We start from the raw sequence: 24,681 nt of genomic DNA, 5'->3' as shown, positions 1-24,681 counted from the left end.
GGCCGGTCAGTTTTTCTTGCGGAACGCATCGAGCGACACCACCGAGCCGCCGGGCTTTGTGCCGTCGCCATCGCCATCGCTGTCATTGCCAGCCGTATCGGATGGTTGACGGTCGGTCAGCGGCAACACCGACGTATCGGTCTCGGTTTCGTCTTCCACCTCCACGATCGGAACGTCAAACTCCAGCTCGAAGTTGACGGATGGATCGTAGAAGCCGCGTATGGCGTTGAACGGGATGACCAGCTTTTCCGGCGTATCAGAGAAGGACAGGCCAATCTCGAACTGCGATTCGGTGATTTTTAAATCCCAAAACTGATGCTGGACGACAATGGTCATCTGCTCGGCATATTTGGACTTCAGATGCTGCGAAATCCGCACGCCCGGTGCGCCGGTCAGGAAGGTGATGAAGAAATGGTGGTCGCCCGGCAAGCTGCCTGTGGCCGCAACTTCCGTCAAAACCTTGCGGATCACGCCGCGAAGCGCATCCTGAGCCAGTATATCGTAGCGGATATGGTCTTGCGCCATTCTTTTCCTGTCTTTCCTTCTCAGCGTTCCCTTAAGTCTTGCCTCGGGGTTCACCAAATCAAATCTATCAGGCGCTTTTATGCCATGCTCACAGCGCAAGGAAAAGTGCTTGAAGGTCCGTCACAAAAATTAGCACAATTCGGACAAAAGCTGAAAGTGCGCACCTGCACAAACGCAACGGATACGGAAAGGCGTAGCATATTGGGAAAAGTGGAGGTTTCTGTTGCCAGGTACCTCCGAACCCCGCCTTACGGTGCGAACCGGAAGGGCTTGATTTGAAGTGTCACACTGCGATTAAGCAGCGAGACGAGCTTCCGCATAGTTGTCGTTTGCAACTACAAGTTTAGCCCGATAACGGTGGTACAATGCCGAGCAAAAAGTCGATCTTTACACCCTTGTCGATCCTATTTCGCCCCCATCAAAAGCCGGTGTGAACACCGGTTTTTGGTGGAGGCGCCGGGTACCGCCCCCGGGTCCAATAGGCTTATTTCATCGCCCGTTTATCGCCATAGCCGCCCGAAGACGGCAAGGCTGATATAGGTGGTAATGCTGAAAAGGGAAAGAGGGCTTTTTTACAAAATGCAATGTGACATTGGACGCGCTGGTATTTATAGAGGGTTGGTAATTCAAATGGACTGACGATGCGACATCCCGAACAGCAATATCTCGATCTGATGGCCCATATCCTCGAAAACGGGGATCGGCGGATCGACCGCACAGGCGTCGGTACGCTTTCCGTTTTTGGTGCCATGGCGCGCTTCAATCTCGGCAAAGGCGAGTTCCCGGTTCTGACGACGAAACGCGTCTACTGGAAACTGGCAGTCAAAGAAATGCTGTGGTTTCTGACAGGCAACACCAATCTCCAGCCGCTGTTGAAAGAGAACGTGCGCATTTGGTCAGATTGGCCGCTGGACAAATACCGCAAAGCGGTTGATGCGAACATGTCTCAGGTCGAGTTCGAAAAGCGCATTGTCGAGGATGACGCGTTTGCTGCCGAATGGGGGGATCTGGGCCCGGTTTACGGCAAGCAGTGGCGGCGCTGGGCAGGCCCGGATGGCCGGGAATATGACCAGATCGCCGGCTTGATCGAGACGCTCAAGACAAACCCGACGAGCCGGCGGATGCTGTTTCATGCCTGGAACGTGGCCGATATTGCCGACATGGCGCTACCGCCGTGTCACATGGTCTATCAGTTCCATGTTACTGATGGGCGCTTGTCGTGCATGTTGTATCAGCGCAGTGTCGATCTTTTGCTGGGTTGTCCGTTCAACTGGGCGGAAACCGTGGCGTTGCAGATGATGATTGCGCAACAGGCGGGACTGGAACTGGGCGAATTCGTCTGGTTTGGCGGCGATGTTCATCTTTACCTCAACCATCTGGAGCAGGCGCGCGAGCAACTCAGCCGCACACCACGCCCTCTGCCGACGCTCAAACTCATTCGAAAGGCCGACAGCATCGATAGCTATACGATCGATGATTTCGAACTGGACGGGTACGATCCCCATCCGCCAATTCATGCGGACGTCGCCGTTTAGAGCGTTTTCCGATCTGATTGAATCAGATCAGCGCTCTCATTCCTTTGACTGAAAGCATATCTTGTCGATCCTCGCTTCGCTCCGGTCGCATTATGCTCTAGCCTTTCTCGAATTCCGCAATGATTGGACAATCCGGCCTGTCATCCCCATGGCAGTGCTGAACCAGATGTTTCAACGTATCGCTCATGGCCCGCAATGCCTCAGCCTTTCGCTCGAGATCCTCGATATGTTGCACAGCAATCGACTTGACGTCTGCACTGGCGCGGGAGCGGTCCTGCCAGAGCGCCAGCAAGGCACTCATCTGCGCAACAGAAAAGCCAAGATCACGCGCGCGGCGGATGAACCGCAGAGTATGAACCTCATTGTCGCAGTAAATCCTGTAGCTGGCTGCGGAGCGCTCTGGCGGACGGATCAGGCCGATGGACTCGTAATAGCGAATCATCTTCGCTGAAACACCGCTGGCTTTGGACGCTTCTCCGATATTCATTCGTGCCTCATGCAAGTTTGAAGCGGCGCAGCCGCATGGCATTTCCCAGCACGAAGACGCTGGACAACGCCATGGCCCCTGCCGCAAACACCGGGGACAGCAACGTTCCGTTTAACGGGTACAGTATGCCCGCTGCAACAGGAATCAGGCTGGCATTGTAAGCAAACGCCCAGAACAGGTTTTGCCGAATATTGGCCATGGTGGCTTTGGATAGAGCGATGGCATTCACTACGCCGTTGAGGTCTCCTGACATCAGCACCACGTCAGCGCTCTCGATGGCAATATCCGTGCCGGTGCCAACGGCCAGCCCCACGTCAGCGCTCGCCAAAGCAGGCGCATCATTGATACCGTCTCCAACAAAAGCGACGGACTTTTCGCCTTCACGCAGCGTCTCAAGCGCTGTCACTTTACCGTCCGGCAGGACTTCCGCAACCACCACATCAATCTCCAGCCTGTCCGCAATGGCCTGAGCGGTGCGTGCGTTGTCTCCTGTCAGCATGGCGACTTTTAAACCGAGATCGTGCAACGCGCGGATGGCAGCCGGGGTTGTGTCCTTTATCGGGTCAGATACGGCGAGGATGGCCGCGAGGCGTCCATCCACGGCAGCGTAGAGCGGGGATTTCCCGTCCTGACCCAGCTTTTGTGCCTGCACATCAAACGGAAGCGGATCGATACCCATGTCCCGCATCATGCGGTCCGCGCCAACGGCGACGTCCCGTCCGGCTACCCGACCGCGGACACCGAAACCGGTGACGGACTGAAATTCCTCCGGTTCGCTCACAGGAATATCTTCTGATCGTGCCGCAGAGACGATGGCTTGCGCAATCGGGTGCTCGGACTTGGCCTCGACAGCTGCGACCAGCGCCAGAACCTCGTTTCGGTTAAATCCTTCGGTCAAAACGAAGTCGGTCAGTTCCGGCTTTCCCTTCGTCAGGGTTCCGGTCTTGTCGAGTGCTATTATACTGACATCACGCAGGCTTTGCAGGGCTTCACCCTTGCGAAACAGAATGCCCAGTTCCGCCGCACGCCCGGTGCCGACCATAATGGACGTTGGCGTTGCCAGCCCCATGGCACAGGGGCAGGCTATAATCAGCACTGCAACTGCGTTGACCAGTGCAAAGGTCAGGGAAGGCGAGGGGCCGACAACGAGCCAGACGGCAAAGGTCACCAACGCGATGCCCATGACCACCGGTACGAACCAGCCTGTGACCCGATCCACCAGCGCCTGAATGGGCAGCTTCGCACCTTGCGCTGTTTCCACCATACGGATGATCTGTGAAAGAACCGTATCGGCGCCGATCTTGGTCGCGGTGAACGTCAACGAGCCGGTTCCGTTGATGGTGCCGCCCACAACATGGGCACCGGTTGCCTTTTCCACCGGGATGGGCTCGCCTGTTATCATGGACTCATCAACAAATGACTGGCCGCTTGTCACGGTGCCATCAACGGGGACGCGCTCACCGGGACGCAAGATCACCGTATCCCCGACGATCACGTCCGAAAGGTCCACGTCCAGTGTCGTACCGTTGCGCTCCACACGCGCTGTCTTCGCCTGCAAACCGACAAGCCGCTGAATGGCCTGACCGGTTTTTCCCTTCGCACGTGCTTCGAGATAGCGCCCAAGCAGAATCAGCGTGACGATAACCGCAGCCGCTTCGAAATACACATTTTGCGTGCCTGCCGGTAATGCGTCGGGAAGGAAGGTCGCCACAACCGAATAGCCCCAGGCTGCGGAGGTGCCGAGCACGACCAGGGAATTCATATCAGGCGCCAGCCGCCAAAGGTTCGGGATGCCTTTGCGGAAGAACCGCAATCCCGGCCCGAACAGAACCAGCGTTGCCAACCCAAATTGCATCAGCCGGCTGGTTTGCATGCCCATGGTGTTCATGACCCAGTCGTGGACACCGGGGATGATATGAGAGCCCATTTCAATGACAAACAATGGCACTGTGAGGAGCGCAGCAAAAATCAAAGCATTGCGCAACGCAGCCCGTTCGCGTTCCTTGCTATCCTCATGAGATTCATTGCTGTCAGGCTTGGACGTGCGAACGCCGTAGCCAGCCTTGATGACCGCAGCTTCCAGCGTTCGCCTGTCGGCAAAAGCGGCGAGCATGGTCACTGTTGCAGTTTCGGTTGCAAGGTTGGCATTGGCCGACAGCACGCCCGGAACCGCCAGCAAAGCTTTCTCGATACGGGAGACACAGGAGGCGCAGGTCATGCCCTCGATGGACAGATTGAGCGTATCAATCGCCATTTCATATCCCGCTTTGGTAATCGCCGCCTCAACCGCAGCGGGGCTCAGGCCCGCCTCATGAAGAAGCGTCGCCCGTTCCGTTGCCAGATTGACCGATGCGGACTGAACGCCAGGCACCGCCTTTAGCGCCTTTTCCACCCGCGAGACGCACGAAGCACAACTCATACCGCCGATCTGCAGATCGGTCGTGGACAGTTGGTCCTGGGCGATATCCTGCGTCATTGTCTCAAATCCTGTCAGGCGGGTGCGTATCCGGCATCGGTCAAAGCGTTGCGCAGCGTTTGCTCATCCAGTGACGTTTGTATCCGGGCTGTTTTGCTGGGCAGGTCGATGGAAACGGAGGCCTGTGCATCGGCTTCCTTCACCGTTTTTTCAACGGTTTTGACACAGTGGCCACAGCTCATATCGGGCAGAGTGAGAGTGAACATGGCAGTCTCCTTTGTTTGTTGTTCCCTATATGGGGCTTCCCATCATGGTAAGGTCAAGCGCGCGTAACAAATTTCGTCTGGCCTTCCGTGTGGCTGCTTCTATAAAGAAACGTCAAAAGAAGGGATTGCTGATGTCGCATTGTATTACCCATGTGGTTGCTGTCTCGGAAAATGGCGTCATTGGCCGGGATGGCGACATGCCGTGGAAGCTTTCCACCGACCTCAAGCGGTTCAAGGCACTGACAATGGGCAAGCCGGTCGTGATGGGGCGCAAGACGTGGGATTCGATTGGTCGCCCGCTTCCCGGCAGGCCAAATATCGTGATTTCTCGACGTAGCGATTTTCTGCCCGACGGTGCCACGCTGGTGTCATCGCTTGACGCCGCCTTGGAAACCGCCCGCGCATTTGGCACTGACATCTGCATCATCGGTGGGGGTGAGATCTATCGCCAGTCCATGGATTTCACCGATGTTATCCACTTGACCCGGGTGGAAAGCGTGATTGAGGGCGATACGCGCTATCCCGAGATCGATCAGCACATGTTCGTATTGACCGATCACGAGCGGCCTGAACAGGGGGAAAAAGACAGCCACGCTATGCGCTTTGAGACATGGACACGCAAAACGGCACGGCAAATTAACGAAAGCTGATCTATTTTGCAGGCTTTCCCCAGAAGTTCCCGTCTGCGCGTTGAAACCGCCTCGTCATATACCTATAACGGGTGCAGGTCATAGCGTAGCCCAAGCGGTTGTGTGCATGTGACACCGGGAGTTTAACGAAAGAGGTATTGATGCCCTGGAGCAATCAAAACGGCGGCGGCGGCGGTCCATGGGGCGGCGGCGGCGGCGGCAATAATCAGGGGCCGTGGGGTCAGGGGCCAAAAGGCAGCGGCGGCAACGGTCGTGGCAATCCACCTGATCTCGAAGAGATTTTCCGTCGCGGACAGAACCAGTTGAAAAACGTGGTTCCCGGCGGCTTCAACGGTGGCATTCTGGTCATTGCCGGGCTTTTGATTTTAGGCTTCCTGCTGATCAACAGCATTTACACCGTGCAGCCGGACGAACGTGGCGTTGAGATGCGTTTTGGCAAGCCCAAGGAAGAAATTTCCATGCCGGGCCTGCACTTCCATTTCTGGCCGTTTGAAACGGTCGAATTCGTGAAGATTACCGAGCAGCAGCAGAATATCGGCAGCAAGTCGGCCGTCTCCAACCCCAACAGTGCTGGCTTGATGCTGACGGGCGACCAGAATATCGTCAACGTACAGTTCTCCGTGCTGTTTTCCGTGACGGATCCGAAGGCGTATCTGTTCAATCTGGAAAGCCCTGCCAATACACTGCAGCAGGTTTCTGAGAGCGCCATGCGTGAGATTGTCGGTCGTCGTCCGGCACAGGATATTTTCCGTGATAACCGTCAGGCGATTGCTGAAGATGTGAAGGTCACGATCCAGAACACAATGAACAAATACGGTGCCGGTATCTCGGTCAACACTGTCGCGATCGAAGATGCGGCTCCGCCGCGTGAAGTGGCAGACGCATTTGACGAAGTGCAGCGTGCCGAGCAGAATGAAGACCAGTTGGTAGAAGAATCCAACCAGTACTCCAACCAGAAACTGGGTGGCGCGCGTGGTCAGGCAGCGCAGATTCGCGAAGAAGCAGCTGCCTATAAGAATCGTGTCGTTCAGGAGGCGGAAGGTGAAGCCAACCGCTTCGTATCGATCTACGACCAGTATCGTCAGGCTCCGGACGTGACGCGCAAGCGCATGTTCCTCGAAACGATGGAAGCTGTTCTTGGCAGCTCACGTAAGGTCATCGTGGATGAGAAAAGCGGGCAGGGCGTCGTTTCCTACCTCCCTTTGAATGAACTTGGCCGCGCTTCGCAAACGCCACAGGCGGGGAGCAACTAATGAGCAATCGTCTTTCAGCACTCCTCATCGCGCTGGCGGTGGTTCTCGTTGGTATCTATTCCTCGGTCTACGTCGTCAACGAGCGCCAGCAGGCAATCGTCGTGCGCTTCGGTCAGATCCAGGACGTGAAAACGGAGCCGGGTATCTACTTCAAGCTTCCATTCGCGTTCATGGATGCCGATCGTGTGCAGTTTGTGCAGGATCAGGCCCTGCGGTTTGATCTGGACAATATCCGTGTTCAGGTGTCCGGCGGTAAGTTTTATGAAGTGGACGCGTTCGTCGTCTACAAGATTACCGACGCCCGTCGTTTCCGTGAAACGGTTTCGGCGGACCGCGATAATGCGGAATCACGGCTTCGCACCCGTCTCGATGCGTCCTTGCGCCGGGTTTATGGTCTGCGTGGGTTTGAATCGGCTCTTTCGGAAGAGCGTGGCTCGATGATGCGCGAGGTCAGCAACGATCTTCGTGCGGATGCGGAATCACTGGGCTTGCGCATTGAAGACGTTCGCATTCGCAGAACAGATCTGACGCAGGAAGTGTCACAACAGACGTTTGACCGGATGAAGGCCGAGCGTCTGGCGGAGGCAGAACTCATCCGTGCGCGCGGTAACGAAGAAGGCCAGCGCCGCCGTGCGATCGCCGATCGTCAGGTTGTCGAAACCATTGCTGCTGCGCAGCGTGATTCGGAAACGCTGCGAGGCGAGGGCGATGCGGAACGCAACCGGGTTTTTGCCGCTGCCTACCAGCGCGACCCGGAGTTCTTCGATTTCTACCGGTCGATGATTGCCTACCAGAAGTCGCTGGGCTCGCAGGATTCGACTTTGGTGCTGTCTCCAACGTCAGAGTTCTTCCGGTTCTTTACCGATCCGGCCGGAGCTGCGGCAGGGGCGGCGGCAACACCACAGGCACCCGCACCCGCAGCACCGGTTGCAACACAGCCTGTGCAAAACTAAAGTCCGATGCAGGATTTTTTGACGGGAATTGCTTTTTTCCTGATTATAGAGGGGCTGGTGTACGCACTGGCCCCTTCGGTCGTTGCAGCTATGGCAAAGCGGCTTCCTGAAACGCCGCAATCGCAACTGCGGGTTTTCGGGGTCGTATCCTTGGCTCTCGGCGTGGGCTTGGTCTGGTTGTTGAGGGGATAGCGTTGGACAAAAAACTGATCTTGCAAGTCGTTGTACCGGAATATGCGATCACACGGCTGAATGCGGGCTCCACCATGCCGGAATGGGTGTCAGGACCGGGCTTCTGGGAAGTGTCGAATTCCAAGGAAGAAATGACACTGGTGTGCCGCTCGGACCGGGTTCCATCGAACATCAAATCCAGCGGGGGCTGGAAATGTGTGCGTGTGGAACAGCGCTTCACTTTTGAAGAGCCCGGCGTGCTGGCATCCGTCCTGCTGCCGCTGGCCAATGCCGGGGTCAGTATTTTCACCAGTTCGACATTCAGCACAGACTATATTTTTGTCGCCGGGGGCGATTTGCAGAAGGCGGTGGATGCGTTGCGCGGCCACGGTCATGAAGTTCGAACGTGATTGCAAGTTTCGCCGCAATTGCGAATGATACAATAGCTGTTTCGCAATGACGATAAAGGACGCCTGATGGCCCTGTCCCTCCGCAATTTCGTACTTCGCCCCACCATCCTCGCCTTGAGCCTTGCGGTGGGCACGGCAGGCATGGGGCTTCCCCGTGTCGGCTTTGCCGCAACGCAGGCCGGGCCGGAATCGGTTGCCGATCTGGCGGAGGGTTTGCTGGATGCGGTGGTCAATATCTCCACGTCGCAGAATGTGAAGAACGAGGACACGGGCCCAACCCCGAAAGTGCCGGAGGGGTCCCCGTTTCAGGACTTCTTCAATGAGTTCTTCAAGGGGAATGGCAAGAGTCAGCGCACGGTTGATTCGCTCGGGTCCGGTTTCGTCATTGATCCCACGGGCGTAATCGTCACCAACAATCACGTGATTGAAGGGGCGGATGATATCGAGGTGAACTTTGCCGATGGCAGCAAGCTGAAAGCGAAGTTGCTGGGCAAGGATACCAAAACCGATCTTGCGGTTTTGAAAGTCGAGTCCAAAACGCCGCTGACTGCTGTCGCCTTCGGGGATTCCAAGGTGATGCGGATTGGTGATTGGGTTATGGCTGTCGGCAATCCTTTCGGGCTCGGTGGTACGGTTACCGTGGGTATCGTGTCCGCGCGTGGACGCAATATCAACGCCGGGCCCTATGACAACTTTATTCAAACGGATGCTGCCATAAATCGTGGAAATTCCGGTGGTCCGCTGTTCAACATGAAGGGCGAGGTTATCGGCATCAATACGGCGATTATTTCGCCGAGTGGCGGCTCGATTGGTATCGGCTTTTCCGTGCCTGCGGAACTGGCGCAGAATGTCATTCAGCAACTGCGGGAGTTTGGTGAGGCGCGGCGCGGTTGGCTTGGCGTTCGGGTGCAGCCGGTCACTGATGAGATTGCCGAAAGCCTGAAAATGCCGAACACCAAAGGCGCTTTGATTGCTGGCATTATTGAGGGTGGTCCGATCCGCAATGGCGAGATCAAGACCGGGGATGTGATCCTTCGCTTTGACGGCAATCCGATCAATGAGATGCGGGATTTACTGCGGGTCGTTGCCGAAAGTCCTGTCGGTAAAGAAGTGGATGTCGCCCTGATCCGCGATGGTAAAGAACAAAGCGTCAAGGTAACGCTGGGCCGCATGGAAAATGCTGTGGAGGAACCGGCGGCAGCCGTTGTGGGCGAGGACGATGCAACGCCGGAAGATGAGCCACCTGTCGCAGAAGCTCCACAGGATGGTGCCGTTCTGGGCATGACACTGGCGCAGCTCACCGAGGAAACGCGCAAGCAATATGGGATCGCGGCGGATGTCGACGGTGTGGTGGTAACGGCTGTTGCCGAGGGTTCCGGTGCGCAGGAGCGCCGGATTGCGCCGGGAGACGTCATCGTCGAAGTTGGTCAGGAAGCCATGAAGCAGCCCGACGATGTGCGTCGCCGGGTCGAAGAGCTGAAAGGCGAAGACCGCCGCAACGCACTGATGATGATTGCCAACAAAACCGGCGAGCTGCGGTTTGTGACTGTGCGGATGCAGTAAGCAGGTTGGCGCGCTTTCTGCTGCGCGCCATTTGATGCTTATTGTGCGATAACGAAATCGCTTTTGCGATAGCCTTGCAGATAGAGCAGGGATGTCAAATCCCCGTGATCAATGCGGATTTTCGCCTGCGCGGAAACGGTTGGTTTGGCATGAAGCGCAACACCTGAGCCGGCCAGTTGCAACATGCCGAGATCATTGGCACCGTCGCCCACGGCGATGGCGTTATCGGTGGATATTCCAAGCTTTTCGGCGATATCGTTCAGCGCATCGACTTTCGCCTGTTTTCCGAGGATAGGCTCGGCGACTATGCCAGACAGGCTGCCATTGTCTTCCAGCAGGATGTTTGCCCGGTTTTCATCAAAGCCGAGGGTCTGGGCGATTGGTCCTGTGAAAACGGTAAATCCTCCAGACACGAGAGCGGTATAAAAGCCCTTGGCTTTCATGGTCGCGACCAGTTCGCGCCCGCCCGGCATCAGGGTGATTCGCTTGGCGATGACCTCTGATACTACCGACGAGGGCAAGCCTTTCAACAAAGCCACCCGCTCGATCAAGGCCGGTTCGAATGCGATTTCGCCATTCATGGCGCGTGCGGTAATGTCGGCCACGCGCTCTTTCAGGCCAACTTCTGCGGCAAGCTCGTCAATGCATTCCTGCTGGATCATCGTGGAGTCCATATCCGCAATCAACAGCTTTTTGCGGCGTGTATCTGCATTCTGCACCGCGACATCCACGGGCAGCGTACCGATTACGTCGCGCAGGTCCTGCTCAGCCTGTGCGGGGTCGGTGCCATCGCGCAAGGCCAGATCACAGGCGATGCCATCCGCCAGCCAATAGAGTCCGCTGGCGTTGATTGCGCTGGCGGCGCGCTCGGCCAATGCGGTATCCAGAACAGGGTTTGACGGATTGGCAATAAGCGTGGCAACGAAAGCCATGATGAGAAACCTTGTGAAAAACCAGACTGCGATCCTGATAACCGGGCCGACCGCCAGCGGCAAGTCCGCGTTTGCGGCTGAACTCGCCGCTGAGCACAATGGCGTGGTTATCAATGCCGATAGTATGCAGGTCTATGATACGCTGAATGTGCTGACCGCCCGGCCAGCGAACGCGGATATGGCTGGTGTAGCGCATCGCCTTTATGGGACTGTATCGGCCACCAGTCTGTATTCCACCGGCATGTGGCTTACCGATGCGCAAAGGGAAGTAGAGGCTGCGCGTGACGCGGGCAAAATCCCGGTCTTCGTTGGTGGCACGGGCCTGTATTTCAAGGCACTGACCGGCGGTCTGTCGGACATGCCTGCGATACCCGATGATATTCGCAGCCCACTGCGTGCCCGGTTGTTGAGCGAGGGGGCGGAGGCGCTCCACCCGGAGCTGGTTGCCGTGGACCCCCTAACGGCCGCGATTTTGCGCCCCGGCGATGGTCAGCGCATTGTGCGGGCGCTGGAGGTGTTCGCCGCGACGGGCCAGTCGATCCGAACGTTTCAGAACCGTACCGGGCCCATGCTGATAGACCCGGACACGGCTGCAAAGTTTGTCGTGCTGCCAGAACGCAAGCTGCTGCACACACGAATCAATCGCCGCTTTGCCCAAATGCTGGACGGTGGCGCGGTGGAGGAAGTGCGCGCACTGTTGGCGTTAAACCTGTCGCCGTCCATGCCGGTCATGAAGGCTATCGGCGTGCCGCAGATAGCTCAGTTTCTTGAGGGTAGAATCAGCCGCGAGGAGGTTATTGAAACCGGAGCCGCCGCGACCCGCCAATACGCCAAACGGCAAATGACGTGGTTCCGCAATCAACTCGATGCAGACTGGCAGCGAATCGATCCGTCTGATGTGGAAGGATTGTGTAAAAAGCGTTGACGCAACCCTGCTTTCTGTCTATCACTCGTCCCCATGAAACATTTGCAGACAATTCTTGTGGTGGGATGGCGCATGGGCAGGGTGGTGTAACCACCCGGCGATAGCCACCTATGCGCAAACCGAAGGCTCCCTCAGGAGCCTTTTTTTATGCCCGAAATCACGTTCATCACTCTATACGCAAACGGAATTCGATCCCATGACCAATCCGCAGACGACAAACGCTCCGACTGACCCAGACAATCAGATGACAGGTGCAGCGATCGTTCTTCAGGCTTTGAAGGATAATGGCGTAGAGCATATTTTCGGCTATCCCGGCGGTGCCGTCCTACCCATTTATGACGAAATCTTCCAGCAGGACGATATCCAGCATATTCTGGTGCGCCACGAGCAGGGCGCTGGCCATATGGCGGAAGGCTATGCCCGGTCCACCGGCAAGGTCGGGGTTATGCTGGTCACGTCGGGTCCGGGGGCAACCAATGCGGTCACCCCGTTGCAGGATGCGCTGATGGACTCCATTCCGCTGGTCTGCCTGTCCGGTCAGGTTCCAACCTCCCTCATCGGGTCGGATGCGTTTCAGGAATGCGATACAGTCGGCATTACCCGCCCCTGCACCAAGCATAACTGGCTGGTGAAGGACGTCAATGATCTGGCGCGCATCATCCATGAGGCATTCCGCGTTGCCAGTTCCGGCCGTCCGGGTCCGGTCGTTGTCGATATTCCCAAGGACGTGCAGTTTGCGACCGGCACCTATACGCCACCGTCCGCAAGCGAGACTGCCAAGACCTATCATCCGAAGGCCCGCAACAACGGTGATGCCATTGCGCAGGCGGTTGAGTTGATGCGCCATGCCAAGCGTCCGGTGATTTACTCCGGCGGCGGCGTTGTCAATTCCGGTCCGGAAGCATCGCAATTGCTGCGCGAACTGGTCGAGCAGTCCAATTTTCCCATCACGTCCACGCTGATGGGGCTGGGGTCTTACCCCGCATCCGGTGCCAACTGGCTGGGTATGCTGGGCATGCACGGAACCTATGAAGCCAACATGGCCATGCATGACTGCGACGTCATGGTGTGCATCGGCGCGCGGTTTGATGACCGGATCACCGGTCGCCTGAACGCGTTTTCACCCAACTCCAAGAAGATCCATATTGATATCGATCCCTCGTCGATCAACAAGACCGTTCATGTCGATATTCCCATCATTGGTGATGTTGGAACTGTTCTGGAAGATATGGTGCGCCTGTGGCGGGCCGGGTCTAAGTCCGTGGACAAGACGGCGATCAATCCGTGGTGGGATAGCATCCGCGAGTGGCGGGCCCGCAAGTCGTTGTCCTACAAGTCCAACAACGATGTTATCATGCCGCAATACGCCATCCAGCGCTTGTATGAACTGACGAAGCACCGCGATACCTACATCACGACCGAAGTTGGTCAGCACCAGATGTGGGCCGCGCAGTTCTACGGGTTCGAGCAGCCAAACCGCTGGATGACATCGGGCGGTCTCGGCACGATGGGTTATGGCTTCCCCGCTGCTATCGGCGTGCAAGTTGCCCACCCGGAAAGCCTTGTTATCGATATTGCCGGTGACGCGTCCATCCAGATGTGCATTCAGGAAATGGCCTGCGCCGTTCAATACAATCTGCCGGTCAAAATTTTCATTTTGAACAATCAGTATATGGGCATGGTGCGCCAGTGGCAGCAATTGCTGCATGGCAATCGCCTGTCCAACTCGTACACCGAGGCAATGCCTGATTTCGTTAAGCTGGCGGAAGCCTATGGCGGCATGGGCATTCGCTGCGAGAAGCCGGGTGATCTGGATGAAGCGATCACACGCATGATCGATACGCCGGTTCCGGTCATTTTCGATTGCCGTGTTGCCAATCTCACGAACTGCTTCCCGATGATTCCGTCAGGCAAGGCGCATAACGAAATGCTCCTGCCGGACGAGGCCACCGACGATGCTGTCGCCAATGCCATCGACGCCAAGGGCCGTCAGCTCGTTTAAGGAAAAGGACACATGAACGCTCAGCATCAGCCGACCGGTTCGGCCTACTTCATTGCCAAGGAAACCGCCAAGGCAGAAAATCATACACTATCGGTCCTCGTCGATAACGAACCGGGCGTTCTTGCCCGGGTCATCGGCCTGTTTTCGGGCCGGGGATACAATATCGAGAGCCTCACGGTTTCGGAAACGGAGCATCAGGCGCATCTGTCCCGCATAACCATCGTCACGCGCGGCACGCCGCATGTGCTGGAGCAGATCAAGTCGCAGTTGGAGCGTATCGTTCCCGTTCACCGCGTGGTGGACCTGACGGTGCGTGCGCATGAGCTCGGGCAGGAGCGTGCGCTGGAACGCGAACTGGCGCTGATCAAGGTCTCCGGCACAGGCGAGTCGCGTGTCGAAGCGTTGCGGCTGGCCGATGCCTTTCGTGCGCAAGTGATTGACGCCAACACCGAGCATTTCGTGTTCGAAATCACTGGCAAGGTGTCAAAGGTCGATCAGTTCATCGCGATCATGAAGCCACTCGGGCTGATTGAAGTATGTCGCACCGGCATCGCCGCGATGAACCGCGGCCCTCAAGGCATGTAGGGCTACTGCTCTACAGCATTTCCAGCGATACCTTTCGGCTGGGCGGCGCGAAAGCGGCGTCCAGCGTTTGTTTGTCCGCCTCGGTCAGGTGGACGGACACGCAGTCCCGGTTTTCCGCAAGCCGCTCGAGTGAGCTGGTTTTGGGTATGACGATCACATCTTTCTGGGCCAGCAGATAGGCCAGTGCCACCTGCGCCGGTGTCGCCTGATGCGCTTTTGCCAGTGCAACCAGATCCGGCTGGCGAAGCAGCCGTCCCTGCTCTATGGGGGAATAGGCCATGATCGGGATCTTGCGGTGCTGGCACCAGGGCAGCAGATCGAACTCTATGCCACGCCGCGTGAGATTGTAGAGCACCTGATTGGCCGCCACATGGCCGCCGGCGGGTAGGGCGGTCAGTTCCTGCATGTCGTCCAGATCGAAGTTGGAAACACCCCATGCACCGATTTTGCCCTGTTGCTTCATTTGCTCCAAAGCCTCGACTGTATCGCTGAGCGGATACCCTCCGCGCCAATGCAAAAGATAGAGGTCGATGGTTTCGACTTTCAGCCGCTTCAGGCTGCGCTCGCAGGCGGTGACGGTGCCTGCACGGCTGGCATTGGATGGCAGAACCTTGCTGACCACATAGGCCTCATCACGACGACCTTCGATCGCCTGCGCAACGATGTCTTCTGCGCCGCCATTGCCGTACATTTCGGCCGTGTCGATCAACGTTAAGCCCAGATCGAGGCCCGCTTTCAAACTGGCGATTTCCGCCTTCGCGTTGGCTGCATTTTCACCCATGCCCCACGTGCCTTGACCAAGAGAGGGAACGGTTTTTGATCCGGGAATGTCAATCATGGGCATGGTGTCGGACATGGGTTGCTCCTTGCTTGGTGAATGGTTTCAATTTCAAACGCATGCCTTGCCCGAATGATCCGCTAGCGGTCGCGAAAATGCGGAATCGTTTTTGCCATGAACCGTGCGATAGATGGTCCGAGCAGGGTAACGATGACCAGTCGCGCCGTTTGCAGAGACATGACGAAGCCCATATCGACATGGGAGGATGCTGCGATAATGGCTATCGAATCCATGCCTCCCGGACTGGTGGCAAGGTACGCCGTTAGCGGATCGATGCCTGTGAGGGTGACCAGCAGCAGAGCAAGCACGCCTGAAAACGCCATCAGCACCAGAATGGAGAGAAGGATGGCTGGCGATGCCCGCCGGGCATGGAGCAGAATGGGGCGGGTAAAGGCCAGCCCCACATTCAGGCCCACAATCGCATAGCACAGAAACAAAAGAGGTGCTGGAACCTGCGGTTCCGCCAGCTCCGTTGCGTTCAGAATGCCTGACAGAATGAAGGGCATCAGAAACACACCGGAGGGCAAGCGCAGCAGCTTTCCTGCAACGCCGCCCACCAGCGCAATAAGGAGGGCTGTTCCGAATTGCTCGAAAGAAATTGCCGCGAAAACGGTGTGAACGACCGGCGGGCCCGCTTCGGACACGCCAAAATGCGCAACGATGGCTGCGGCCAGACAGACGCAGAGCACCCGCAAATATTGCATGAAAGCGACCAGACGCGTATCCGCGCCATAGGCTTCCGACATGATCAGCATGGCGCTGGCCGCACCGGGGGATGAACCCCAGATGGCGGTGGACCCCGGCACGATACCGCGCCAGGCTAGGCCCCAGCCCGTCAGCGTGCTCATGAGGATAATGCTGACGACAATGACTGTGAACAGCACCCAATCGGCCGCAAACGTGGCGATGATGCCCGGCGAGATCATTGTGCCAATGGCCGTGCCGAACAACGCCTGCGCCACCAGCAACACCCTGCGCGGCATACGAACCGTTGCGCCATAGGCGCTGAACGTTACGCCCATGATCATGGCGCCGATCAAAAATGCACCGGGCAGCCCAAGCCATTCCAATGCGGTCGAGACCAGCGCGGTTGCGAGGATAAGAGCGAGCCACTGCCAGAGAGGGCGCGTTTTGCCAAGACCAGTTGGCGCGGGCAGGTGAGGGGCGTGGTTCAACATGGCAGGTCTTTCAGGGAAGCTGTGATGACTGTCTACCCTATGACACAACCGGAAATCGAGACCTCCAGCAAAAAAGGACCACAGGCAATCTGCTCGGTCTTTCATCAGCATTTGTGGTGAATTTGACCACAACTATTCGCTTTCCTTCTTCTAACGGTGCGTTACAGTCGCGCACACACTATTGGAAGATTCTAATATGACTGCCGAAACGCTGATTGCTCTTTTCCTTTTCGCCTTTACAACGTCCATCACGCCCGGACCAAACAATATGATGCTGTTTGCCTCCGGTGTGAATTTTGGCTTCATGCGCACTATTCCTCACATGATCGGCATCGGTGTTGGCTTCCTGTCACTTTTGATCGGTGTTGGGCTCGGGCTCGGCGCCATTCTCCATGCCTATCCGCCGCTCTATACGGGTCTTAAAATTGCTGGCGGGCTCTATCTGCTGTGGATTGCTTACAAGATTGCTACGTCGCGCACGCTGGGTGAAGGAACGGCCTCAGCGCAGCCCATGACGTTTGTGGCTGCTGCTGCATTCCAGTGGGTCAACCCCAAGGCGTGGGTCATGGCGATTACCGCCATGGCGACCTATACGAGCGAGGCAAGCTATTTTAGCAGTGTCCTGATCGTTGGTGTCGTTTTCGCGATCGTCAACGTGCCTTCGGTTTCCACTTGGGCGGGGTTCGGCACCGTGCTGCGGCAATGGCTGTCAGTGCCCGTGCGGCTGAAATGGTTCAACATTACCATGGCTGTGCTCCTAGTGCTGAGCCTTTGGCCAATGTTGAAATGAGGTCGATACCCTTGCAATCCGCCCGCGAATCCTGACAGGACAGGGCATGGAATTTGCACCACAACAGGACGAGGCCCTGAAGGCCGTTGCGCGTTGGCTGAAAGAGGGGCGACGCCCCTTGTTCCGCCTCTTTGGCTACGCCGGAACCGGTAAGACGACGCTTGCCCGCCACTTTGCCGAGCATGTGGATGGCGAGGTACTGTTTGCCGCGTTCACCGGAAAGGCAGCGCAGGTCTTGCGCTCGAAGGGCGCAAAAAATGCCAAGACCCTGCACTCCCTGATTTATCGTCCGCGCGGCGAGGAGGAGGTTTCCAACGAGGAAACGGGCAAGACCTCCATGTCGCCGATGTTCGCCATCAACCGCCAAAGCCCGGTGGCCAAAGCGGCTCTGATCATTGTGGACGAATGCTCCATGGTGGACGAAGCGCTTGGCAAGGATCTGATGAGTTTTGGTACGCCAATTCTCGTCCTGGGTGATCCGGGGCAGCTTCCGCCAGTTTCCGGCGGCGGTTTTTTCACCGATCAGGAGCCCGATTATCTGCTGACAGATATTCACCGCCAGGCGCGGGATAACCCGATCATCCGGCTTGCCATGTCGGTGCGTGAGGGGCAGGAACTGACCTACGGTGACTGGGGCAGCGCAAAAATCATATCCAAGGGCGAGGTGACCCGTGAGCTGGTGCTGGATGCCGATCAGGTTCTGGTCGGCACCAACAAGACCCGCAAGCGCTACAACCAGCGTCTGCGCGAATTGAAGGGCTTTGCCACCGAGTATCCCCAGTCCGGCGACAAGCTCGTCTGTCTGCGCAACGACCCGGCCAAGGGTCTGTTGAACGGGTCACTCTGGCAGGTGATGACGTCCTCCAAAGAGACCGTGAAGCCCGGCATCAACCTGATGATCCGCCCGGAAGACGACGATATGGACCGCGGTGCCGCGAAGATCAAACTGCTGAAAACCGCGTTTGAAGAGGTCGAAGGCGAAATTCCGTGGACAACGCGCAAGCGCTATGATGAGTTCGATTACGGCTATGCACTGACTGTGCACAAGGCTCAAGGCTCGCAGTGGAACGACGTGGTGCTGTTTGATGAAAGCTGGGCTTTCCGCGAAACGCGCGAACGCTGGCTGTATACTGCCATTACCCGGGCTGCCGAAACCCTCACAATCGTTAGATAAATTGGAGAGCTGAAATGCCTGCCAAACTGTCGGTCAATCTGAATGCCATCGCCATGCTGCGCAACCGACGGGATTTGCCGTGGCCGAGTGTCACCGGCCTTGGGCGGATTGCCATGGCGGCCGGGGCCAGTGGCTTGACGGTGCATCCGCGCCCGGACCAGCGCCATGTGCGGTTTTCGGATCTGGCACCCATTCGTGCCCTGCTGGATGACGAGTTTCCCGGTGCCGAGTTTAATATGGAGGGATTCCCGGATGAGGGGTTCCTGTCCCTGGTGGAAGCCGCGCAACCCGATCAGGTCACGCTGGTGCCCGACGACCCGACACAGGCAACATCCGATCATGGCTGGGATTTTGAGGCCAGCCGCAGCGTGCTTGAAACTGTGGTGTCCCGTTTAAAAAAAGGCGGGTTTCGGGTGTCGCTGTTCAGCGATGGGGATGCCAGCGAAGACGGCTTGCGCATTGCCCGTGAGGTGGGTGCAGACCGCATCGAGCTTTACACCGGTCCGTACGGCGGCTGTTATGACGATCCGTCGGAGGCGGCGCGGATCGTTGAGCAGCTTGGCCGCACGGCGGATTTTGCGGCGGGACTCGGGCTGGATGTCAATGCCGGTCACGATCTGACCGTGGATAATCTCCCTGCTCTTGCTGCGCGCATTCCCGCACTGGCGGAAGTGTCCATCGGCCACGCCCTGACGGCCGAGGCGCTGGAGTACGGCATGGCGGAAGCTGTGAAACGGTTCCGCAAGGCTTGCGGGCAGGCGGTTTAGAGGGCTGGTGTAAGGCTAAGCTTCGACGACGCAGATTTCTACTCGTAATTATCTGGCACGCTTAACATCCGACGTCCGCTGTGGGAAATTCCCGATGGTGAGTGCAAAGCGCCTTTGACGTAAACATCATGGGCGTGATCGAAACTGCCCGCTGCTTCCTGCCAGCGATGATCGCGCGGGATAGCGGTGTGTTCGTGGCAATGAGTTCTGGCTGGGGGCGATCAACATCGGCCGGGCTCGGCCCCTATTGTGCCAGCAAGTTCGCGGTCGAAGGGCTTGTTGGTGTGCTGAATGACGATCTGCCGCCTCAGGTTTGCGCTATCGCGCTGGACCCGGGGAATAGGGTCAATACCAACATGCTGAACCCTGCCTGCCTAACGAACATAATGATTGCATCGCGCCAGATGCATGGGCAAAATATGCCGTAGACGACTTCCTGAACATGTATCGCCTCGAAGCGAGGGACAGCCTGACTATAGCTCATCCTGGAGTATCTCAATGACGCTGGAACTTTTCGGAAAGAGAGCCGTCGTTACCGGTGGGGGTCGGGATTTTGGCAGGGCCCTATCCATTTGGCTGGCACGCGAAGGCGTGCATGTCGATCTTTGCGCCCGACAATTAACCGACGCGGAAGCGACATGCTCCGCAATCCGAGCCGAAGGTTATTCAGCGTCCCCCTACCGTTGCGATCTGACGAATCCGGTTTCAATTGCAGAGTTCGCAACTAACCTGAGAAGTCACAGAACCCCGGTCGATTTTTTAATACTAAGTGCCGCTCAATGGATGGAGGGCGATTTAGGCGACGGGACGCCAATGGCGGAGATCGTCGGCACCATTGCCTCCGGATTGACCGGGTCGATCCTTTTGACCGATTCGTTGTTACCCGAATTGCGCCGGTCCGATGTAGCCACGATCGTCGCCATGGTTTCATCCTGCGGCAGGCCCGGCTATACTGAATCGGTTGCGCATCCTGCATTCTACGCAGCCAAACATGGGATGGCAGGCTTTATTTCTATACTCGGGCATCGACTTACCGCCGACGGGATCAAAGTTTGTGGCGTCTATCCTCCGGATTTTGAAACGCGTGATCCGATCTCCCCTTCGGCACAGCCGGCCACCGCACTGTTGCAAGCTGAAACGATCTGGCAAAGTATCCGGTCGGTACTGACGACATCCGGCACAGCCGCGGCCGATGCGCTGTTTTTCAGTGGGCCGACACGTAAGGCCATGGGATTATGATGTGCTGGTCACATGGGTCGATGGCGCCGTTACGGCTTGAACTGCAAATGCGCCCGTGTGGGTGGACCCCTGTGGACCAAGCACAAGGGGTGAGGGAGGAGAGTTTGGGGTGGGAATTTAGGATCGTGGCGAGGCCAAGTATTCCTGATTCCAACAAGCTCTCCTCGCCACAGCGTTGATCAGCCGCCCAAAGCCGCCTTGTTTTCCGCCAGAAAATTCTGAAGGCTGCGCGGCGCATTGCCGGTCAGTGTTTCAATGTCGTTTGTCACGACATCAAAATTGCCGTCACGCGTATTGGCGTCAAAGGACACAAGCAATGGAACCACCGGTTCCGGCAGACCAGCAGCTTTCAACCCTTCCGACAGTTGATCATCGCTGACATGCACCACTTCGATGTGGGTGCCGGTTGCTTCGGTTACGACCGCCGCGATCTCGTCGGTTGTCAGTGCCTGCGGGCCGGTCAGCGTGTAGATTTTGCTGTCCGTGCTGTCACTCGCCAATGCGTGGGCGATGGCCTTGGCGATATCGGCACGGGCGGTGTAGCTGTTCTTGCCGTCGCCAGCAGACGTGTACCATTTGCCGCTGGCCAATGTCTGGGGAAGGGAACCCATCAGGTTTTCCATGTACCAGCCATTGCGCAGTATGGTGTAGCTCAGGCCGCTGTCCTTGATTGCCTGCTCTGTGCCGCGATGATCCGGGGCAAAAAGAACCTTGGATTCCGGACCGGGGTTCGGCATTGAGGTGTACAGAATATGGCTGGCGCCTGCGTTCTTCGCCGCTTCTACAGCGTTTTTATGCTGCTCCAGACGTTTGCCGGGCTCGCCGATGGAATCGGTGGAAATGATCAATACCCGGTTTGCGTCTGTAAAAGCCGCTTCCAGAACCAGCGCTTCGTCAAAGCTTCCCGGGCGAACCTCGACACCCTTGTCTGCATACTCCGCAAGATTGGATGGATAGCGCGTGACGGCGATGATATCACTGCCCTTGACGGAGCCGCTTGCCAGAAGTTCATCCAGAACCAGACGGCCAAGCTGACCGCTTGCGCCTGTTACCAATAGTTTTTCAGCCATACTTATCCCTCAAGCAAAGGGCTGCACGATTGCAGCCTCTCAAAACGCGGTCTATAGTCTCAAAAAGAGACCGTCAGCCTATAGGTAGCATCTAAAATGCGGCTGTAAAGGCGGCAGGTTTTTCTACTATAGGCACCAAAAGGGAACCACCTGATGAACACCGCACCGGGCATAATCAAAGGCGAACAGGTATTGATGATTGCCGGTGTGCCGATGGCCATGGATAACTGCCCCGTACGCGACGTGCTGAACACGGTGAGTGGCAAATGGAGTTCGCTGTTGCTGCTGGCACTACTGGATGGGCCGCTGCGATTTTCACAGCTAAGGCGCACCGTACCGGATATTTCGCAGCGCATGTTAACGCAGACGCTGAAAGACCTGCAACGCGACGGCTACATCACACGCACCGTCTATCCCACGCAGCCACCGAGTGTGGAATACGCGCTAACGCAGATGGGCCATTCGTTTCTGGACGTTTTCCAGAAACTGGTCACATGGTCAGTGCAAACTCAAAATACGATCCTCGCTGCCCGTACCGATTACGACAAAGCCGCAGAGTGACTCATGCGTTTCTTGATCGGATCGACCAGTCGGTAGCCGAGTAGCACAGCGATGATGCCAGCGTATATCAGAGGTTCATTCGGCCAGGATTTGACCGACAGCACGAAGTGCAATGCTGCCGACGCCGCTGCCAGATACACAAGCTTATGCAGCCGTGACCATCCCTTGCCGCCGAGCTTCTTGATGGAGAAACTATTGGATGTCATTGCCAAGGCAATCAAAATCACAAACGCCACCATGCCCGCAATGATATAGGGCCGCTTGATGATGTCATTGATGATACGGTCCATGGCTAGCCCTTGGTCGAGCACCGCGTAGACGCTGAAATGCAGCGCAGCATAATAAAACGCGATCAGACCAAACGCCCGGCGAAAGCGTAGCAGATTGATGCCGGCAAGCTTCCGCAGGGGCGTGACCATCAGGCCGATGATGATAAACCGCAGCGCCCATATTCCCAACGTATGCTCCAGTGTGCGCACCGGATTTCCACCCAGTTGATTGCTGAAGGCCATATAAAACACCCACATCGCTGGTAACAGGCCGATGATATAGACGGCATACCACGGAAATTTGTTGACCCATGCGGGTGTGCGGTTGGTGATGGGTTTACGCATCAATAGTACTTCTGTAAGTCCATGCCCGTGTAAAGCCCGGCCACCTGTTCGCCGTAACCGTTGAACATCAGTGTGTCTTTGCGCGCGGAAAACAATCCGCCACCAATGACCTGCTCGGTGGCCTGACTCCAGCGGGGGTGGTCACGTTCCGGGTTTACGTTTGAGTAGAAACCGTATTCGCTCGGGGCTTGCAGGTTCCAGGCCGTCGGCGGTTCCTTGTCAACAAAGCTGATCCGTACGATGGATTTCGCGCCTTTGAAACCATACTTCCACGGCACCACAAGGCGCAGCGGTGCGCCATTCTGGTTCGGCAGGGTTTCGCCATACATGCCGACTGCCAGAATGGTCAGCGGGTTCATCGCTTCATCCATGCGCAACCCTTCGCGGTAGGGCCAGTCCAGCACCGGCAGGAAGGATTTCAGGCCCGGCATTTCCTCCGGTCGCATCAAAGTTTCAAAAGCAACATATTTTGCGCTGGCCTTGGGATCAGCGCGCTTGATGATATCCGACAGCGGAAAGCCAACCCAAGGAATGACCATGGACCATGCCTCAACACACCGGTGCCGGTAGACCCGATCCTCCAGCTTTGACGGCTTGATAAAATCTTCCAACTGGTAGTCGGCAGGATTGTTGACAAGGCCGTCCACCTTCACCGTCCAAGGCGAGGTGGTTAGCGAACCGGCATTGGCGGCTGGATCATCCTTGCCGGTGCCGAACTCGTAATAATTGTTATAGGTGGTGGCATACTGCTTGTCTGTCGGCTTTTCATTGGTCGAAAACGGGCTCGACGCCGCTTTTAGAGGCGCTGCCGACAGCAACGATGGTGCAGCAAGCGCACCGCCAATGAGACCTGCGGCGCCAGCCATAAAATTTCGGCGATTAAGGTAAGCATGGCGTGGCGTGATTTCGGACGCGGCAATCGCAGGACAATCAAAACGCGGCATCAACATGCTCCTCGAGAAGGGTAACGATCGAGATTATACGCCCCGAACGCGTATTTAGTTTCATGACATGTGCGTGATGCGATCAACGGACAAAATATCCGTTGACGACACCACGCAGATGCGCAATAAGCAGAACCGTACCGTACGGTACTATAAGAGGATTTCAACGTGCTGGCAGGAACCATCATTGAGGAAGAGTACACGCCGCGCCAGAACGCTGTTCTGGAAGAAGCGCTGCGACTTCTCGTCAAAGGTGGTGAAAAAGCATTGACCACCGCAGGGGTCGCGCGCGCAGCCAACTGCTCAAAAGAGAGCCTCTACAAGTGGTTTGGTGACCGTGACGGTCTGCTGTCCGCCATGATTTCGTTTCAGGCCAGCAAGGTGCGCACCTCCGATGTGCGCCCGGATGCACTGACGCGGGATAATCTGCGGGAGCATCTGGTGGTGTTCGCGCATGATCTGCTGGAGGTTCTCTCCGGCGAGGTCTCGCTGGCGCTGAACCGGCTGGCCATCGGGCAGGCAAGTCGCGAGGGCTCCAAGCTAGGACAATTGTTGCAGGAGCGGGGCCGCTTGCAGGTGGGGCGACGCGCGGGTGCACTGCTGGAAGCGGCCCGGCTGGCTGGCCTTTTGAGATTTGATGATCGGGACGAAGCCTACGGCCTGCTGTACGGGCTGATCGTGACCGATCTGCATTTGCGGTTGATGCTGGGCGCGGATGCGCGCGCGTTGAAACCGGAATTTTCGGCACGGGCGGAGAGGGCGGTTGGAGCCTTTCTCACGCTTTTTGCCAAAACCTGAATGCCGTTCCGGGCAACCGGATGGCGAACCATTGA

At 57.1% G+C, this 24,681-nt stretch carries 27 protein-coding genes and 1 other RNA gene; 17 read left to right on the top strand and 11 right to left on the bottom strand.

Translation table 11 applies throughout. The annotated features are described in order from the left end of the window. Positions 1 to 6 precede the first annotated feature (6 nt). Together IFT84_RS09670 and ssrA are read right to left on the bottom strand one after the other, a co-directional pair. On the bottom strand, positions 7 to 525 hold the full coding sequence (locus IFT84_RS09670; protein WP_192118762.1) for an SspB family protein: 519 nt from the start codon (positions 523 to 525) through the stop codon (positions 7 to 9). Positions 526 to 734: 209 nt separating this feature from the next. After that, positions 735 to 1,091, bottom strand: a transfer-messenger RNA (tmRNA) gene (ssrA, locus tag IFT84_RS09665). Between the two features lie 75 nt (positions 1,092 to 1,166). Here ssrA and thyA point away from each other — a divergent pair. Beyond that, complete coding sequence (gene thyA, locus IFT84_RS09660) at positions 1,167 to 2,060, top strand: thymidylate synthase (RefSeq protein ID WP_192118760.1); 894 nt, start codon at positions 1,167 to 1,169, stop codon at positions 2,058 to 2,060. 97 nt (positions 2,061 to 2,157) lie between these two features. Here thyA and cueR read toward each other — a convergent pair whose 3' ends face one another. The 3 genes from cueR to IFT84_RS09645 are packed head-to-tail and all read right to left on the bottom strand — an operon-like array spanning position 2,158 to position 5,229. Continuing rightward, a complete protein-coding gene (gene cueR, locus IFT84_RS09655; protein WP_192118758.1) occupies positions 2,158 to 2,547 on the bottom strand; it encodes a Cu(I)-responsive transcriptional regulator in 390 nt (129 codons plus the stop codon). Positions 2,548 to 2,554: 7 nt separating this feature from the next. Further along, positions 2,555 to 5,023: a heavy metal translocating P-type ATPase gene (locus tag IFT84_RS09650; protein WP_192118756.1), complete on the bottom strand. Its 2,469-nt coding sequence runs from the start codon at positions 5,021 to 5,023 to the stop codon at positions 2,555 to 2,557. 14 nt (positions 5,024 to 5,037) lie between these two features. Further along, entirely contained in the window at positions 5,038 to 5,229 is a 192-nt protein-coding gene (locus IFT84_RS09645) for a heavy-metal-associated domain-containing protein (RefSeq protein ID WP_192118754.1), read from the bottom strand. 131 nt (positions 5,230 to 5,360) lie between these two features. Here IFT84_RS09645 and IFT84_RS09640 point away from each other — a divergent pair, with 131 nt between their 5' ends. From IFT84_RS09640 to IFT84_RS09615, 6 genes are all read left to right on the top strand, one after another. After that, positions 5,361 to 5,879, top strand: a complete 519-nt coding sequence (locus IFT84_RS09640) for a dihydrofolate reductase (RefSeq protein WP_192118752.1) — start codon at positions 5,361 to 5,363, stop codon at positions 5,877 to 5,879. A gap of 140 nt (positions 5,880 to 6,019) precedes the next feature. Next, positions 6,020 to 7,132 carry an FtsH protease activity modulator HflK gene (gene hflK, locus IFT84_RS09635; RefSeq protein WP_192118750.1) on the top strand — a complete coding sequence of 371 codons (1,113 nt, stop codon included), beginning with the start codon at positions 6,020 to 6,022 and terminating at the stop codon, positions 7,130 to 7,132. Then, the gene (gene hflC / locus IFT84_RS09630) at positions 7,132 to 8,085 is read left to right on the top strand and encodes a protease modulator HflC (RefSeq protein WP_192118747.1); all 954 of its coding nucleotides are present in this window, start codon (positions 7,132 to 7,134) and stop codon (positions 8,083 to 8,085) included. The genes hflK and hflC overlap by 1 nt, the downstream gene beginning before the upstream one ends. Before the next feature lie 6 nt (positions 8,086 to 8,091). Then, the gene (locus tag IFT84_RS09625; RefSeq protein ID WP_192118745.1) at positions 8,092 to 8,277 is read left to right on the top strand and encodes a DUF2065 domain-containing protein; all 186 of its coding nucleotides are present in this window, start codon (positions 8,092 to 8,094) and stop codon (positions 8,275 to 8,277) included. A gap of 2 nt (positions 8,278 to 8,279) precedes the next feature. Continuing rightward, entirely contained in the window at positions 8,280 to 8,666 is a 387-nt protein-coding gene (locus IFT84_RS09620) for an ACT domain-containing protein (RefSeq protein WP_192118743.1), read from the top strand. A gap of 72 nt (positions 8,667 to 8,738) precedes the next feature. Then, positions 8,739 to 10,229, top strand: a complete 1,491-nt coding sequence (locus IFT84_RS09615; protein WP_446737586.1) for a DegQ family serine endoprotease — start codon at positions 8,739 to 8,741, stop codon at positions 10,227 to 10,229. Positions 10,230 to 10,267: 38 nt separating this feature from the next. Here the strand turns inward: IFT84_RS09615 and serB are convergent, their stop codons facing one another. Further along, entirely contained in the window at positions 10,268 to 11,161 is an 894-nt protein-coding gene (gene serB / locus IFT84_RS09610) for a phosphoserine phosphatase SerB (RefSeq protein ID WP_192118741.1), read from the bottom strand. Here serB and miaA point away from each other — a divergent pair. The 3 genes from miaA to ilvN all read left to right on the top strand — a co-directional run bounded on the left by miaA (position 11,160) and on the right by ilvN (position 14,673). Further along, positions 11,160 to 12,086: a tRNA (adenosine(37)-N6)-dimethylallyltransferase MiaA gene (miaA, locus tag IFT84_RS09605; protein ID WP_192118739.1), complete on the top strand. Its 927-nt coding sequence runs from the start codon at positions 11,160 to 11,162 to the stop codon at positions 12,084 to 12,086. The two genes, serB and miaA, sit on opposite strands and share 2 nt — an antisense overlap. Positions 12,087 to 12,282: 196 nt before the next feature. Beyond that, complete coding sequence (locus tag IFT84_RS09600; RefSeq protein WP_342212852.1) at positions 12,283 to 14,088, top strand: acetolactate synthase 3 large subunit; 1,806 nt, start codon at positions 12,283 to 12,285, stop codon at positions 14,086 to 14,088. A 12-nt stretch (positions 14,089 to 14,100) separates the two neighbouring features. Continuing rightward, on the top strand, positions 14,101 to 14,673 hold the full coding sequence (ilvN, locus tag IFT84_RS09595; protein WP_192118737.1) for an acetolactate synthase small subunit: 573 nt from the start codon (positions 14,101 to 14,103) through the stop codon (positions 14,671 to 14,673). A gap of 10 nt (positions 14,674 to 14,683) precedes the next feature. Here the strand turns inward: ilvN and IFT84_RS09590 are convergent, their stop codons facing one another. Together IFT84_RS09590 and IFT84_RS09585 are read right to left on the bottom strand one after the other, a co-directional pair. Next, positions 14,684 to 15,529 carry an aldo/keto reductase gene (locus tag IFT84_RS09590; protein WP_192118735.1) on the bottom strand — a complete coding sequence of 282 codons (846 nt, stop codon included), beginning with the start codon at positions 15,527 to 15,529 and terminating at the stop codon, positions 14,684 to 14,686. A 62-nt stretch (positions 15,530 to 15,591) separates the two neighbouring features. Further along, positions 15,592 to 16,689, bottom strand: a complete 1,098-nt coding sequence (locus IFT84_RS09585; protein WP_192118733.1) for an AbrB family transcriptional regulator — start codon at positions 16,687 to 16,689, stop codon at positions 15,592 to 15,594. A gap of 196 nt (positions 16,690 to 16,885) precedes the next feature. On the opposite strand from IFT84_RS09585, the gene IFT84_RS09580 reads away from it, so the two are divergent. The 5 genes from IFT84_RS09580 (at position 16,886) to IFT84_RS09560 (ending at position 20,659) form a co-directional block, all read left to right on the top strand. Beyond that, on the top strand, positions 16,886 to 17,479 hold the full coding sequence (locus IFT84_RS09580; protein ID WP_192118731.1) for a LysE family translocator: 594 nt from the start codon (positions 16,886 to 16,888) through the stop codon (positions 17,477 to 17,479). A 46-nt stretch (positions 17,480 to 17,525) separates the two neighbouring features. After that, complete coding sequence (locus IFT84_RS09575) at positions 17,526 to 18,653, top strand: ATP-dependent DNA helicase (RefSeq protein ID WP_192118729.1); 1,128 nt, start codon at positions 17,526 to 17,528, stop codon at positions 18,651 to 18,653. Between the two features lie 14 nt (positions 18,654 to 18,667). Beyond that, positions 18,668 to 19,420: a pyridoxine 5'-phosphate synthase gene (locus IFT84_RS09570; protein ID WP_192118727.1), complete on the top strand. Its 753-nt coding sequence runs from the start codon at positions 18,668 to 18,670 to the stop codon at positions 19,418 to 19,420. 101 nt (positions 19,421 to 19,521) lie between these two features. After that, a complete protein-coding gene (locus IFT84_RS09565; protein ID WP_342212851.1) occupies positions 19,522 to 19,848 on the top strand; it encodes an SDR family oxidoreductase in 327 nt (108 codons plus the stop codon). A 70-nt stretch (positions 19,849 to 19,918) separates the two neighbouring features. Beyond that, positions 19,919 to 20,659, top strand: coding sequence for an SDR family NAD(P)-dependent oxidoreductase (locus IFT84_RS09560; protein WP_192118723.1), 741 nt, complete (start codon positions 19,919 to 19,921; stop codon positions 20,657 to 20,659). Positions 20,660 to 20,838: 179 nt separating this feature from the next. Here the strand turns inward: IFT84_RS09560 and IFT84_RS09555 are convergent, their stop codons facing one another. Then, positions 20,839 to 21,729, bottom strand: a complete 891-nt coding sequence (locus IFT84_RS09555) for an SDR family oxidoreductase (protein ID WP_192118721.1) — start codon at positions 21,727 to 21,729, stop codon at positions 20,839 to 20,841. A gap of 153 nt (positions 21,730 to 21,882) precedes the next feature. Here IFT84_RS09555 and IFT84_RS09550 point away from each other — a divergent pair, with 153 nt between their 5' ends. Continuing rightward, complete coding sequence (locus tag IFT84_RS09550) at positions 21,883 to 22,290, top strand: winged helix-turn-helix transcriptional regulator (RefSeq protein WP_192118719.1); 408 nt, start codon at positions 21,883 to 21,885, stop codon at positions 22,288 to 22,290. Here IFT84_RS09550 and msrQ read toward each other — a convergent pair. Both msrQ and msrP read right to left on the bottom strand, forming a co-directional pair. After that, positions 22,269 to 22,904, bottom strand: a complete 636-nt coding sequence (msrQ, locus tag IFT84_RS09545; RefSeq protein WP_192118717.1) for a protein-methionine-sulfoxide reductase heme-binding subunit MsrQ — start codon at positions 22,902 to 22,904, stop codon at positions 22,269 to 22,271. The two genes, IFT84_RS09550 and msrQ, sit on opposite strands and share 22 nt — an antisense overlap. Further along, the gene (msrP, locus tag IFT84_RS09540; RefSeq protein ID WP_197975514.1) at positions 22,904 to 23,848 is read right to left on the bottom strand and encodes a protein-methionine-sulfoxide reductase catalytic subunit MsrP; all 945 of its coding nucleotides are present in this window, start codon (positions 23,846 to 23,848) and stop codon (positions 22,904 to 22,906) included. Before msrP ends, msrQ begins: the two co-directional genes overlap by 1 nt. Before the next feature lie 168 nt (positions 23,849 to 24,016). Between msrP and IFT84_RS09535 the strand changes: the two genes are divergently transcribed. Further along, positions 24,017 to 24,646: a TetR/AcrR family transcriptional regulator C-terminal domain-containing protein gene (locus tag IFT84_RS09535; RefSeq protein WP_342212850.1), complete on the top strand. Its 630-nt coding sequence runs from the start codon at positions 24,017 to 24,019 to the stop codon at positions 24,644 to 24,646. Positions 24,647 to 24,681 lie beyond the last annotated feature (35 nt).

Origin of the sequence: Rhizobium sp. CFBP 8762 (assembly GCF_014841565.1) — a bacterium.
GTDB lineage: Bacteria > Pseudomonadota > Alphaproteobacteria > Rhizobiales > Rhizobiaceae > CFBP-8762.
Note: the sequence above shows the minus strand (reverse complement) of the source record. Positions and strands in the feature narration are given on the sequence as shown.